The organism is Bacillus sp. CBEL-1 (assembly GCF_004348885.1).
Classification (GTDB): Bacteria; Bacillota; Bacilli; order Bacillales; family Bacillaceae_H; genus Priestia; species Priestia aryabhattai_A.
Genome location: NZ_SBIM01000003.1, coordinates 117,106 through 132,043 on the forward strand (window position 1 = coordinate 117,106; position 14,938 = coordinate 132,043).

Annotated in this window: 12 protein-coding genes; 1 reads left to right on the plus strand and 11 read right to left on the minus strand. The window is 36.9% G+C overall.

Annotation, left to right across the window (positions count from 1 at the left end):
• Positions 1 to 128: 128 nt before the first annotated feature.
• From EPL02_RS00795 to EPL02_RS00845, 11 genes are all read right to left on the minus strand, one after another.
• Complete coding sequence (locus tag EPL02_RS00795) at positions 129 to 1,133, minus strand: LLM class flavin-dependent oxidoreductase (protein ID WP_131886797.1); 1,005 nt, start codon at positions 1,131 to 1,133, stop codon at positions 129 to 131.
• Positions 1,130 to 1,417 carry a DUF3219 family protein gene (locus EPL02_RS00800; RefSeq protein WP_094909969.1) on the minus strand — a complete coding sequence of 96 codons (288 nt, stop codon included), beginning with the start codon at positions 1,415 to 1,417 and terminating at the stop codon, positions 1,130 to 1,132. The genes EPL02_RS00795 and EPL02_RS00800 overlap by 4 nt, the downstream gene beginning before the upstream one ends.
• 70 nt (positions 1,418 to 1,487) lie before the next feature.
• Positions 1,488 to 2,081, minus strand: coding sequence for an undecaprenyl phosphate transporter UptA (gene uptA, locus EPL02_RS00805; RefSeq protein ID WP_131886798.1), 594 nt, complete (start codon positions 2,079 to 2,081; stop codon positions 1,488 to 1,490).
• 117 nt (positions 2,082 to 2,198) lie between these two features.
• Positions 2,199 to 3,581 (minus strand): MATE family efflux transporter, encoded by a 1,383-nt coding sequence (locus EPL02_RS00810; protein ID WP_131886799.1) that lies wholly within the window; start codon positions 3,579 to 3,581, stop codon positions 2,199 to 2,201.
• A 411-nt stretch (positions 3,582 to 3,992) separates the two neighbouring features.
• Entirely contained in the window at positions 3,993 to 5,777 is a 1,785-nt protein-coding gene (pepF, locus tag EPL02_RS00815; protein ID WP_094909967.1) for an oligoendopeptidase F, read from the minus strand.
• Between the two features lie 12 nt (positions 5,778 to 5,789).
• Positions 5,790 to 6,539 (minus strand): exodeoxyribonuclease III, encoded by a 750-nt coding sequence (locus EPL02_RS00820; protein WP_131886800.1) that lies wholly within the window; start codon positions 6,537 to 6,539, stop codon positions 5,790 to 5,792.
• Positions 6,540 to 6,837: 298 nt separating this feature from the next.
• The gene (locus EPL02_RS00825) at positions 6,838 to 7,308 is read right to left on the minus strand and encodes a heme-degrading domain-containing protein (protein ID WP_094909957.1); all 471 of its coding nucleotides are present in this window, start codon (positions 7,306 to 7,308) and stop codon (positions 6,838 to 6,840) included.
• Complete coding sequence (locus EPL02_RS00830; protein ID WP_094909956.1) at positions 7,305 to 8,357, minus strand: oxidoreductase; 1,053 nt, start codon at positions 8,355 to 8,357, stop codon at positions 7,305 to 7,307. The genes EPL02_RS00825 and EPL02_RS00830 overlap by 4 nt, the downstream gene beginning before the upstream one ends.
• Positions 8,354 to 9,124 (minus strand): DeoR/GlpR family DNA-binding transcription regulator, encoded by a 771-nt coding sequence (locus tag EPL02_RS00835; protein WP_094909955.1) that lies wholly within the window; start codon positions 9,122 to 9,124, stop codon positions 8,354 to 8,356. Before EPL02_RS00835 ends, EPL02_RS00830 begins: the two co-directional genes overlap by 4 nt.
• Positions 9,125 to 9,407: 283 nt before the next feature.
• Complete coding sequence (locus tag EPL02_RS00840; protein WP_094909954.1) at positions 9,408 to 13,052, minus strand: bifunctional 2',3'-cyclic-nucleotide 2'-phosphodiesterase/3'-nucleotidase; 3,645 nt, start codon at positions 13,050 to 13,052, stop codon at positions 9,408 to 9,410.
• 469 nt (positions 13,053 to 13,521) lie between these two features.
• Positions 13,522 to 14,415: a helix-turn-helix domain-containing protein gene (locus EPL02_RS00845; protein ID WP_131886801.1), complete on the minus strand. Its 894-nt coding sequence runs from the start codon at positions 14,413 to 14,415 to the stop codon at positions 13,522 to 13,524.
• Positions 14,416 to 14,750: 335 nt separating this feature from the next.
• Here EPL02_RS00845 and EPL02_RS00850 point away from each other — a divergent pair, with 335 nt between their 5' ends.
• Positions 14,751 to 14,933: a hypothetical protein gene (locus EPL02_RS00850; protein ID WP_131886802.1), complete on the plus strand. Its 183-nt coding sequence runs from the start codon at positions 14,751 to 14,753 to the stop codon at positions 14,931 to 14,933.
• The last annotated feature ends 5 nt before the right edge of the window (positions 14,934 to 14,938 follow it).

A 14,938-nucleotide genomic window follows, 5' to 3' on the forward strand; every position in this document is an offset into this window, starting at 1 on the left:
TACTTTCATTAAGTTATGAATAAATAAACAACAATATAAATATTTATACAATAATATCTATGAAAATTCAATAGTAATCCATTATTTTTAGCAAATAACTAATTTTCCTCACAAAAAAACTTCCTTTATCAGGAAGTTTTTTTGTTAATTATTTCATTAGCTAGCAATGTATAAGACTGAAGCCGCTCTTCAAGAGATGGAATGAATGTAACAATCATAAACTCATCAACTTGATAAGCATCCTGCATAGATTTAAGCTTATGCTTGATTGTCCTTGGCGAACCAATCAGTATTTTCTTTTCAATCTCTGCTTTAACCTGACTATCTTTCAATTTATCGATATAGTCCTTTGCTTCTCGAATCGGCAGAAGGCCCGCTTTATTCTCTCCTCTTTCACTTTGAATATTCCAGGCTATCGCGCTAAGGGCAAGTTCTTTGGCCTTTTCATCTGTTTCTGCACAAATAACAGATACAGTCAACAAAGCTTTTGGGTGATGCTGTGCTTGATGAGGCTGAAAGTTCATGCGGTACTCGTGTAAAACCTCTCCTGGGTCTTTAGCGCTCATAAATTGTCCAAATGCATACGGCATGCCGTACTTAGCTGCTAATAATGCGCTCTTTTTGCTTGTTCCAAGAATCCACGGTACAGGCGGAACCAAAGGTAAAGGAGCTGCTTTTAAGGTAGTGGTATCAACTCTTTCTTTATACTGTAGAAAATGAAGTAACTCTTCTACTAAAGCAGGCATATTAAACGCTTGCTGTAGAAAGTTATCTGAAAGAGTCGTCATTACGTCCGTTCCGCCTCCTGGCGCTCTACCTAAGCCAACGTCAATGCGACCCGGAAGCATCGTTGAAAGTGTATTGTACACTTCCGCTACTTTATACGGTTTGTAATATGGTAACAAAACGGCTCCAGAGCCAAGACGAATTCTCTTTGTTTGTGCACCAATATAGCTAAGCATGACTTCGGGCGCAGAGCTTGCTAATCCCTTTAAATCATGATGCTCAGACATCCAATAACGCGTATATCCCAGTCTATCTGCTGCTTTTGCAAGCTCCACAGATTCAACTAGCGCATGTTGAGGTTCTTGACCTATTCTTATTGGTGATTGATCGAGTATGCTAAGCTTCATCTAGGTTGCTCCTCAGCAAGAGTTAAGGTAAACGTTCCTATTTGATTTTCCTTGTATAAGTTTGTAACTGATGTAAAGTATGTGTGAATGACAGCCACAAAAGACTCCTTTTTGGCCGGAATACGAACATAAAATTTATTTTTATATAATAAAGTTGTAACATCATGATACGCTTCACTTGTTACGTCAAATTCAAATGTAATATAGCGTTTTTCTTGTTCTTCCTTTTCTTGAAAATGTCGAACTACAAACTCTTTGTCGTTTAGCCATACTTCATTTATCATTATATCACTCCTTACGTATAGGCATCATAGCACTACCTTCTACATAAGAACAACTAATTGGCTTCTCTTTTTACTTTTGAGAAGGAGCAGGCTTTTTAAAAACGAAATACAAAACGATGCCTACAAACGCAAAGACAATAAAAGGAATCGTATAGTTAGTAGCAATTTCTTCAATATTGATCCAGTTTTCTTTCAGCTGAATGCCTAAATAGATAAACAGCATGGACCAAGGAATCATTGCTAAAATAGTTAAGAACGTAAATTTCCAAAACGACATTTTTGCAATGCCAGCTGGAATGGAAATAGCATGCCTAACTACGGGTACAAACCGGGCGCTAAATACAATTCCCGTCCCATACTCTCTAAACCACTTTTCTGAAACGTCTAGGTGCTTTTCACGAATAAATAAGTACTTTCCATACTTTTGTAAAAACGGACGTCCACCATAAGCTCCAATCCAATATAAAAACCATTGAGCAATCGTGCCACCAATTATTCCAGCAATAACTGCTCCCCAAAATGTAATCGTTCCTTTCGTTACCATGTAACCACCGTAAGCTAATACAACCTCACTCGGGATTATTTCAACCATTAACCCTAATGCAATACCGATGTACCCAAAGCTAGTTAGTAGCTCTAAAAGATCTGTTAAAAACGCTCCCATGCCTCCACCTACTTCCCTATTGTGGTCAAGCTCTATGACACTATCATATTAACGTTTTTACTGATGTATAACTTTTCTCCACACGAAAAAACCTTAAAGAAAGATTCTTTAAGGTTTTTATGCTTGAACAGGCTCTGTCTGCTCATGAGTAACAAGTGCATGATTTTCCCACGCTCTGCTTTTCCATCGAAAGAACATGATTACCGCTCGCGTCCACTCGTCTGCAGCAATCGCTAACCAAATGCCAGCTAGACCCATATCTAAATGGAACACAAAAAAGTAACCCAGTGGTAAGCTCATGAGTACCATTGAAAATAAGCCGATAAATAGCGGGTATTTAGCATCACCAGCTGCACGTAGAGAATTGATTAAAACAATATTCATTGTTCGCCCTGTTTCCAAGACAATGCTTAGCATTAAGACAGTAGCTCCTAGTGTGATGATTTGTTCATTATCTGTAAATAAACTCATTAGTTTTGTTCGAAACGAAATGACAAGCACTACCATTCCAAGCGTAACGCCGACAGCCCACTTTACGCTGTGCCAGACGCGCGTATAGGCTTCATCTTTTTCGTTTCCACCTACTAATCGACCTACGATAATGGACGTTCCAATCCCAATAGCAATAGCAAACAAGTAAATGAACATTGAAATATTAGTAGCGTATTGCCTAGCTGCTAACGATTCTGAACCAAGGTACGTTGCATAATATAAAAAGACAATTTGACAACCTTGGTACATCACTTGTTCAAATGCTGATGGAAGTCCAATCTTTAATATTTTCCCTACATATTCTTTGGATAGAGATAAATAATATTGAACCTTTACTTTGTACTCCATTACTTGATATAGCAACCAAAAGAAAACAATTAGTGCAAGTAAACGACTGACAACTGTTGAGATAGCAGCCCCTTGAACGCCCATTTCCGGAAATCCGAACTTTCCAAAGATTAATAGATAGTTTCCAACGATATGGAATAAATTCATACCAAGAGACACAAACATAGCTTGCTTTGTAAAACCATGAACACGGATTATAGCTGCTAGCGAATTAATAATTGCCTGTAAGAAAATTGCTCCACCAACAATCGCTAAGTAGCTTTGTGCATAGCTCAACACTTCACCTTGCAAGTTCATGGCCGCCATCATACTGCGTGCAGATAGTAAAAAGAAACCGCTAATGACTAACCCAACAATTAAATTCATGGTAACAGCTAAAGCAGATATTCTTGCAGCTTCCATATAGCGCTTGGAACCGATGTACTGAGCAACTACAATCGCCGCACCATTACCAATTACCTCCAAAATCAAAATAGCAATATGTAGGTATTGATTTGCTGCCCCTACTCCTGATACTGCGTCATCGGAAAGCGCACTTAGCATAAACGTATCGGCAATTCCCATCAGCATAAAAAGAAAAACTTCTAAAAAAATAGGCCATGTTAAAAAGAAGAGATTTAGCTTTTCTCCAGAACCCTTTTTGACCTCAACAGCGGTCATATCCTCACCCTCTTTACCGATATCCTTTTTCAACCAAATCGTATCTTAACACACTTTTGAACTACATGCACTATCCTTTTCACCTATTTTTTTCGACATTCGAAATTTTTTCAAATAAAGATAAAGAAGGTAGCCATAACAAAACAAATTACCAAAAAGACGAACGCTCCTTTGCTCATCTCTTTACGTTATCTGGACAAGTGCGTTCCGCTACGCTACGGCCAGGAGCCTTGAGCTTCCTCGTGAGCTGGGTGTTCCCTCAGGAGTGGAGTGTCCTATGCTCCATTCCACCCTGTTTTCAAACTGTTTTTTCTCCATAACCAAAAACCTGAACGATTACAAGCGAGGAGCTCTCAACCGTTCAGGTTTATCATTAGCTGGACTACTTATGTTTCAGCCTCTTTTTATCAATTATTTCGCTAACTGCTTAACTAACTCTGCAAAGACGGACATCGCATTGGTAATGGCATCTGGTTTTAAAAGATCGACGTTGGTAGACTTTAATAGTTCAAGCGGATAATCCGAGCTTCCGCTTTGCAAAAATTGTAGATATGCTTCCTTTGCTCCTTCTTCTTTTTTAATGAGACGGTCTGCAATATCAATAGCTGATACGAACCCAGTCGCATACTTATACACATAAAATGGACGGTAAAAGTGAGGAATTCTAGCCCACCCAAACTTAGTTTCTTCATCTGCTACGAGACTTGGCCCATAATATTGTTTCATTAAGTCCCCGTATACATCACTAAATACTTCAGCATTTAACGACTCTTGTTTCTGCGCTTTTTCATGCGTAATTTGTTCAAACTCAGCAAACATTACTTGTGTGAAGAAGGTACCTTTAAATTGATCAATAAAATGATTCACTAAGTACTTTTTCTCTTCTTCTGTTTTAGCTCGGTCAATGAGATAACGAATTAAAAGAACTTCATTAACAGTCGATGCTACTTCTGCTACGAAGATTGAATACCCAGCTTTAATTTGTGGCTGATATTGATTTGAATAATAGCTATGCATCGCATGACCCATTTCATGAGTGAGCGTAAATAAGCTGGATAAATCATCTTGATGATTCAATAAAACGAATGGATGAACGCCGTATAAACCTAAGTTATAGGCTCCGGAACGTTTCCCTGGTGTTTCTCTTACATCAATATATCGTTTTTCTTTAAAGCTCTTTAGTGTATTGACATATTCTTCGCCGAGTGGGTACAAGCTCTCCAACATTGTTTCATATGCTTTATCATATGAAATCGTTAGCTTTTGGTTTTTCACTAAGGGGATACTTAAGTCATATTGATGAAGCTCTTGTAAGCCAAGCTCTTTTTTTCGAATATCCATATAGTCATGCAACGGCTGAATATGTGCTTTTGTCGTTTGAATTAAGTTCTCATATACCTCTTTTGGAACGTTATCCGAAAACAGCGCTCTTTCTAAAGTAGATGGATACTGCCTAATTTCAGATGTTGTTTTCGTATTTTTAATTGCTGAGCTTAACGTTGAAGCGATTGTATGTTGTAAATGCATGTATGGCTTATAATATGCTTGGAATGCTTCTTTTCTCTTCTCCCTGTTTTTATCCTCAATTAATTTGCTATACATCCCTCTTGTTAATGTGACCTTTTCACCAGAGTCATTCGTTACGTCACCAAATCGAATGTCAGCATTATTGATCATGCCAAATGTTTGACGAGGAGAGCCTAGCGCATCTCCCATTTTCGATAAAATCTCTTCTTGCTCCTTACTTAACACATGCCTTTTGTATCTGTACGACTCAAGTAACGAATCCTCGAAATAAGTTAATTCTTTTACTTCGTTTATGTAGGATGTAAGCGTAGATTCATCTAGTGATAATAAAAATGGCATAAAGAATGAAGTGGCGCTGCTTATTTTTTGGCCTAAGTGCCTAGCTTTATCTAGAAGTGCTTGAGAAGTTGAAACTCGTGTATCTAAGTCATGTTGTAAAAACGCATACACATATAGCTTGCTATATTCATAGGTTATTTCTTCCTTTAAACTTAGAAACTGGTACAGCTCTTCAGCGTTTGAGATTCTCCCGTTAAAGTCTTCTAGCTCTGAAACCTTTTGGTCAATAAGATTATACTGAGCATACCATTCCTCTATATTTGGGTAAATATCAGCTAAATTCCACGTTTCTTGAACTGGTACATCTTTTCGATTTCGATAGGTTGTCATGTATATTCCTCCTTAATTAAGCTCAAGCAATATAGGGCAATGATCACTTCCAAAAATATGAGAGTGAATATCTGCGCGTTTTAATCGACTTTTCAACTGCTCTGAAACTAGAAAATAGTCAATGCGCCATCCAATGTTTCGTTCTCTCACCGTACTCATATACGACCACCATGTATACATCCCTTCTTTATTTGGATGAAGATACCGAAACGAATCAACAAATCCTTCTGCTAATAATTGCGTCATTTTTTCTCGTTCTTCTTTTGTAAAACCGGAATTCCCACGATTCGATTTAGGGTTGCGTAAATCAATCTCTGCATGCGCTACGTTCAAATCCCCACAAAGAATTATGGCTTTATGAGCATTTAATCTTTTTACGTACGCACGTAAATTATCTTCCCATTGAAGCCGTTCGTTAAGTCGCTTTAAATCTCTTTTCGAATTTGGTGTGTACACATTTACCACATAGCAGTGTTCAAACTCAAGGGTGACGATACGCCCTTCTTCTTCAGAGTCTTGATCAACACCGTATGAAACAGATAAAGGCTTCTGCTTAGTAAAGACAGCCGTTCCAGAGTACCCTTTTTTTATAGCATAGTTCCAATACTGATAGTAACCTTCTAGCTGCAAATCGATTTGTCCTTCCTGCAGCTTCGTCTCTTGAATACAAAATACATCAGCATTGACTTCTTGAAAATAATCTAAAAACCCTTTTCGCACACAAGCGCGAATACCATTTACGTTCCACGAAATTAACTTCATAAATTGTCCACGTTCTCCTCACTTAATTTACCTCAGTGTTTAGTGTAGACATTTTGTTACATGAGTTCAAATAATTTAAAGCATATACTTTTCTTTTCAAAGTATTCCTGTTATTTTTTCTTATTTTATACTTTGCAGTTTAAAGGTCAGTTAAAAGAGGTTAATAGAATGCGTGATTTATCATCATTTATTTTTTATTAGTTTTCAAATCAACAAAAAATCCGAACGATTAAGAGGTATCTCTCAATCGTTCGGATAGGTAACTGTTTAACATACCAATATCTCGATCCCCGAACTACTAAAGAAAGTTTCGAATTGTGCCCGCCACAAGTGCATGATCTTCTTCTTGTGACATCCCTGATACTGTCACACTTCCAACTACACCAACATTTTTAATCGATATAGGAAAAGACCCGCCTACCGCTTCAAACTCCTGAGGATCAGCTGCATAAAATTGTGCATAGGAACGGTCTTTTAACTCACAGTATAGTTTCATATAATATGAGCTGTGATGATGACGAAGAACAACATTTGACTTTCGCTTAATCCATTCTTCGTGATCGGGAATGGCACCTTCCATTGCATGATGAAACAAAGTTTGACCATTTCGTTTAATGTTTACCGTGACTGCTTTTCCCTTGCTTTTGGCTGTATCAATGATTGCAGTTCCTATCTGCAAAGCCTGGTCATTTGTAAATTGCTGAAGAACTAATTCTTTTTCTTGCCGAACTACTTTTTCAAGCAGTTTCTCTACCGAATGGTCAGTCAACGTTTTTTCGCCCCTTCGTTAAAATAGACAGCTCGTTTTTCTTTATTACTTTCAAATGCCGCTTCAATCACTTTAATCACATCACGTGCTTCCTCTGCTGAAACGGGAAGCTCATTTCCTCGAAGTAAACTGTCAGCTATTTTTTTATAATAAGTAAGATAAGATCCGTGGAGGGTTTTAATTTGTTTTTCCTCGCCTTCACCTGTTGTCAATTTTCCGTAATTTTCAGGATTGTCTGCTCCCCACGTATCGTCCTCAGGCTTCTTACCAGACCTTAGCAACTCTTCTTGGCCATCTATACCGTATTTAATGTAGGTTGCTTTTGTTCCATGAACTTGAAAGCGCGGACCGTTGCTTGGCACAATGGCACTTGAGTGCAAAATAACGCGACGGGACCCATATCCAAGCACTAAATGGAAGTAATCATCGGTGCGTGCGCCGTCGCGCTGACCAAACACATCTCCTTGAACAAAGTCAGGCATTCCAAAAAGATCTAAGGCTTGGTCAATTAAATGAGAGCCTAAATCATAAAGAGCTCCTGACCCAGGCCCTTCGTTTTCTCTCCAGCGATCTCGAACAGCCGGACGATAGCGATCGAAGTGAGCCTCATACATCTTAACATCGCCTAATTTTCCTTGTTCAATCAGTTGTTTAACAGTTAGATAGTCATTATCCCATCTGCGGTTATGATAAACGCTTAATTTAACATTTTGTTCTTTCGCTAATTGAATTAATTCATTTGCTTCTTTTTCCGATATAACCATCGGCTTTTCAACAATTACATGCTTACCCGCAAGCAGTGCGTCTTTAACCATTTTATAATGCACGCCACTAGGTGTTGTAATAATAACTAAATCAATGCTGTCATCCTCTAAAAGTTCGGATAGAGTCCCTACCACCTCAACGTCTTCTAAGTCACCTTTTACTTTTTCAGGATTTGAACTCATAACTTTTGAAATCTGAAATTCTTCCAATACGCTTAAAAGAGGAGTATGAAAGACTGTTGCTGAGAATCCGTATCCTACTAGTCCTACTTTTATTTTTTTCATCTTGTTTCGTCTCCTTTATTAAAATCTGTTACGATAAGCTGCACCTGATTTTGTTCTATTTTTTCTTTTATATCTGCTTCCGGCTCTTTATTCGTAATTAAGACATCAATATCGCTAATATCACATACTCGGTGTAAAAATTCACGTTCAAATTTCTTATGTTCCGCAAGCATAATTACTTGTCTTGCACTTTGAATCATCTGTCTTTTTAAAAAAGATTCTTCTTCACTTGGAGATGTAATACCATCTGCACCGACACCGCACGTACCTAAAAACAGCTGATCTACTTTGTATTCTTGTAAAGTAGAAATGGTTCTTGGCCCCGTAACGTTACGACTTTTACCATTGAACTTTCCGGGCAGTAAAAACGTGTCACACGCCGTATACTGATCCAAAAAATGAATATTATCAATTGAATTTGTAATAACAGTAACGTGCTTTACATCCATGTATTTTGCCATCAATGCAATGGTCGAAGATGTATCTAAGAGCACGTCATACCCCTCAGAAATAAATGAGGCCGCTTCTTTAGCAATTTGTTCTTTCGCTTTTGTAGGTGTTCGTTCACTATAATTTATAATATGACTTGACGACAGCGTCGCCCCACCTTTTACCCTCATAACCTTACCGTTTTCTTCAAGCTTCACTAAATCACGTCTCGCCGTATCTTTTGAAACGGTGAACATATCGCAAATTTCTTCTAACGTAATGGTACGGTGTTTATGAAGATATTCAACAATCGCACTCATGCGTTGCTCTTGATACACCGAAATACCCTCCTTTTACTTTTATATGAGCTAATTATAGCGAAAAAAAATAAGGAAAACCAGAAAAAAACTTAACTTAATTAATTTTTTTAAGTTTTTAACTTAATTAATAAATCTGTGTTCGTATTTTTTTACACTCGTCCCTATTAGGGATTATTCTTCTGCTCACTTGTGCATCAGCACCTATCATTATGGAATATTCATTGAACGTAGCGAAATAAGCTCGCTTATATAATAAAAAGAACGTTCACAATTGAACGTTCCTTTTACATAAAACATCTTATTATTGAGCTTTCTTTAACTCTACTTGCTGACCGTTAACACCTACAACTGCTTGCTTGATGCGACCTTCTACTTTGTAATCAAACGGTTGTTGAAGCGTCTTTACATAAGCGATTGTAGCTTCTAAATCTTCCGGTCCAACTTCCATATTCTTAGACAGCTCGCCAATTCCGTACTTTGCATTTCCGTACATATAGTTATTTACAACAACTGTATACTCTTTTGTTGAATCCAGTGGCGTTCCATCAGGTAATGTTAAATCAACTACTTTTAGCGTAGCTGGATCCCATGTGTAATGGAAGCCCGCAACATGAAAATCGAGTCCAGAAGCTGCAATTTGATTATTTAATACCGTTTCAAGATCAGCGCCTGAAAGGGTGACTTTGTTTAGGACATTTCCAAACGGTTGAATAGAGAACAAGTCACCAAACGTTACTTCACCGGCATCAAGCTGAGCACGCACACCGCCACCATTCATTAAAGCGAAATCAGAATCCATTGCGTACTTCATTCCATCAGCTAGTAAATTGCCTAACGCAACGTCTCCCACTTCACCGTTTGTCGGGTATCCTTTAGGTAATGTTGTTAATGATTCACCAACAACTTCTGCTTTGATTGGTGCTGTTTTTTCTTCATACTTCTTTAAAACACTTGAAACCGCAGGGTCTGGCGTATAATCCTTTTGGTATACAGTTACAATTTCTGCTTGTTTTTTACTAATATCTCCTGTAGTAGGGTCTATTTCAACATCTACATCAGAAAACGCAGAACCGTATGAATACGCTTGAACAATTAATTTATTATCAACAACTTGATTAACTTTTGCATGGTTATGAGCAGCAAAAATCACATCTACTTCATCATCGACTTTTTCTGCAATATCGGCAGCATCAAACGCATCTGCTCGTCCGTTTTGCACAGATGGGTTATGAGCTAGTACAACAATTGCCTTTACACCTTGGTCTTTTAACTCTTTTGTATACTTGTTAATTGCTGTTGCTTCATCAGTGATTTTTAACGTTTCATTTCCTTTTTGAACAATCATCGAAGGAGTTTCTTGCGTTACAACTCCAATGAAACCAATTTTTTGGCCCCCTACTTCTTTAACTGCGTAAGGCTCGGTAATTAGCTTATTTGTTGAGGTATCATACGCGTTTGCTGCTACAACTGGGAAGTTCATGCCATCGTATCCTGGATTGCCTTTTGGATGATCGCCACCTTTTATCATGCGGTGTAACTCAGCAATTCCCTCATCAAATTCATGGTTTCCAAGCGTACCTACATCAAAGCCCATTGCCTCCATTACTTCAACCGTTGGCTCATCTTGGAACAAAGCTGAAATAAGTGGACTTCCACCAATCATATCCCCTGAATGAACTAAAAGCGTGTTTTCATTTTCTTTTTCACGCTGTTTGATTGCTGCTGCTGTGTACTCCATGCTACCGGCAAGAACACTTTGTCCGTTTAGGGTTAATTTTGTATCCGTATCTAACTGACCGTGAAGGTCGTTCATTCCTAATAGTTGAACCTTAACCGGATCTGTTGAAGTTCCACCGCTTAGGTTCAGTTTGAAGATTCCAAATCCTTGGTCATTTGTTTTATTTGTGTAAGAAATGTTGCTACCTTCTTTTACATAGCTTTCTCCTTTTGGAGACGATGTAAAGGTAACATTCGCTTCTCCTTTAATCGGCGCAATAGACCAATTGTTGTCAGCAGTTGGCGTAATTTCTTTTTGTTCTGTAATATAATCCATTAAGATTTGGCGATTTTCATCTGCCGAATCTACAACTAGCTCACTGCCTTTCAGACCTGGGAAGTTTCCGCCTCCACTTGCACGATAGTTATTTGTTACAACGATAAACTCTTGGTTTAAATCAATTGGCTTACCGTCATACGTTAAGTTCGTAACGCGACTTGAGTTCGCATTAATTACGTTACCATTTCCATCGTATTTAGCTGGCTTCGTTACATCAATTTGATACTGAACACCATCAATTACGTCGAAGTTATATACAGGGAATGACGGGTTTAAAAGCTGCTGCTCTTCCGATTTCCCAGGCGTAATTTGATTAAATTTCCCAGCTGACATTTCAATCCATTCTTTTACAACTGAACCTTTTACTTTAACTGCTTTTAACGTATTATCATACAAATATAAATCGCCTGCGCTGCGAATAGTTAAGTCGCCTTTTTTGATCTCTGTAAATTCATCTACTCCGTTTCGACCAGCTTTAAACGGTGCACCCACTGATAGAATTGGAAGGTCTTTATATTCAGGGTTGTTATCAGCAATATATTTTTCTGCGTACCATTTTTGAGCGTTTGTGACAACTTGAATAGACGGGTCGTCTTGAACAAGCGCAAAGTAGCTGTGAATATCATCCGTTGTTTTACCAATCGGCGTATTTACATAATTTACTGTATCCATATGATCTTTTTGAATTGCTTTTAAAATCTTTTTGTCGGATTCTACCGTGCTTTGCGTTACAGTTTTTCCTGTTTGTGGATCTTTTACATCTTTATAGATCTCTCTTGTTGAAGACTGGGAGTTTACAACGGACCACTTGCCCTTTTTCTTTTCTAAAGACAGGTCAATTAACCCTAGAGAACCTCCGCCATAACCAGCTTGTACCGCTGGCACACCGTTGATTGTTCCTTTTGCATTATCTACGCCTGGAAGCGGCTTTTTATTTGCATCTAAAAATAAGCCATCAAGCGCTGCTTCTGTTTTTGCTGGAAATACTTTATGCGTATGAGAGAATGTAATCGCATCAATACCTTGTACTTCACTTAGCGCATAAATCGTATCTTCAGAGTTATTTTTGTTGCCGCTAAACCCAGAATGAGCTAGAGCAATGACAACATCTGCTCCTTTTTTCTTCATTTCTGGTACAAACTTATTCGCTGTTTCTACAATGTCTTTCGTAATTACCTTACCGTCTAACTTTGCTTTATCCCACTCGTTAATTTGTGGAGGAACAAAACCAATAAAACCTACTTTGATAACATGTTTTTTTCCATTTTCATCTACAACTTTTTTATTTACAATTTTATAAGGTGTAAATTTATTTTTATCATTGTCAGGATTGTTATCATGGTCATCAATATATACATTGGCATTGATATAAGGGAATTCAGCGTCATTATAAGCTTCTTCCAAATAATCTAAGCCGTAGTTAAATTCATGGTTTCCTAGAGTTGCAACATCGTAATCCATTTCGTTCATTGCTTTAAAAACGGGATGAACTTCACCTTTTTTAAGCGGCTTTACCGTTGCTTTATATGTACCTAACGGTGTGCCTTGAATTAAGTCACCATTATCAACTAATAAACTGTTTTTCACTTCGCTGCGCGCTTGCTTAACAAGCGAAGCCGTCTTCACTAATCCTACTTTTTCATAAGGAGCATCTTTGTAATAATCATAATTTAATAGATTCGTATGAATATCAGTTGTTTCCATTAAGCGCATTTTGACAATTGAATCTTTTTTCCCTGAATGCTTCTCTTTTTTTGCGGATGAATTCTGGTGGTTCTCATGATTACTAGAAGCGGATACAGTAGTTGTTACAATAGGCATTGATAATAATGATAGCGCCAGAGAGGTTGATAATATTTTCTTTGCTTTGTTGTGTTTACCCTTTTTCATGTATCATTCACCTTTCAAGTAGATTAGTAGACTGTTCAAAAAATAGTATAGCAGAAAAGATTTTAATAAGTTGTAAATTTTTCGATTTATTTGTAAACATCTCTTTATGCATTGTTAATATACCTACTTTTTGGAAACAAAAAGGGAAAACAAGAGTCATTTGTATCGTTTTTATTTTTTCGGATTCTATGTAAAAAAACCATCCTTGTACCCTTGCTTTTGTCATATATTCTGACTAAACACAAAAAAATCTAAAATTCTACGAAAGTATTAGCTTATTCGATGAATTAATCAAATGAACAATCAATCAGGATTTCCACCATCAACAAGAAGATAAACCATTATTTTAATAAAATAGCATTCGAATATCAGTTTGATAAGAAACGTTTCCATGACCTAGTTATTTTTACTTATTTTTCATTTTCAATCAAAAAAAGAACCTAAAACATCTCTAGGTTCTTTTCATTTCCTACAATTCTTGTATTTCGTTTTGTAATAACTGTATCTCTTGCTTAACTAACGAAACAAAGCGTTTGTTTTCTTCAATTTCAAATACGTGTATCGATTTTTGGAGATAGGATAACCCTTCTTCATCTTTGCCAATTTTATATAAGGACTCACCTACTTGGTAATGTAGCTCACCTAATAAATATAGAGTTTCATGCTTTACACAAAGTTCTAAACCAAGCTTCCCATACTTAATTGATTTTTCATAACGTTTCATTTCACACAGCGCTTTTGAAAGCCCATAGAGAATGCGAATTTTTACAAGCGGATCTTTTAACTTTGGAAGAAGCGTAATATGTTGAAGAGCTTCCATATACGTACTAAATGCTTTTTTTAAATGTCCTTCTTCCTCGTAAATAATAGCAATACTATTTAAAATTGCTATTTCTTTTTCAGAATAAAAATGCTCACTAGTTCGAGTAAACGAAATAGCTCGCTCTAATTTTTCTAGAGCTGTTGGAAAAGAATGATGAATATAATAGTCACAAATCGCTTCATGCCATAAAAAAAACTGAGCATGAAACGGATCTTGAAACATTGGGTTTTCCTTTTCCTTGTTTACTACATGCAACACCATTTCATAATTTCTTTTACGAATATAATAACGAATGGTCTCTTTAATTTCTTTAGAATAATCGTTAGGAGTTAGCTCTCCTACTTCAAAAAAATAATTCATGGTTACGCCTAGCCGCTTTGATATTTTATACAAAATGTCACCTGGAATTGCTTCTGCTCCTGCTTCATACAAATCAAGTTCTTCTTTAGAACATATTCCGCTCGAAAGCTCTTCTTGAGATAAATTGGCTATATTTCTTAAATTTTGAATAAGTTTTCCTACATGCTTTCTGTCGTTCAAAAAAATCACCTTATTTGTTCTCAATAAAACCTGTTAAAACAACGTTCTATCATATTTTATAAGTCTATTGTACCATTTTAGTCTTTTTTGAATCAACAAAAACAAGAAAATAATTCCAAACATAAAGAGGAAGTAATATTTGCGTATTGAGATTAAGCTCCATACCTACTCCTCGTTTAAAAACAGGAGATGAGGGTAATTTATTCATAAGATCACTTTTACTTAAGGAGTTGAAGAATTTGGTTATTATCTACTTAAGCCTTGCACTTATAATTGTGTCTACTTGTTTTTTCATTTATCGCATTATCACTTTTAAAAAGGAGATAACGCCAACTATGGACCAAATTACAATAGCAAACGAGACTATTCAACATGGTATTTCTTCTATCCAATACCAATCGAATCAGTTATCGGAAACCCAGGCTGCTATTAAAAATGATATTGCTTATAAACAAGCAGCATTTTTATATACAGTTGATACATGTAAAAGAGTAGTAAAAAAAGACGGCTTCCAATAAGAAGC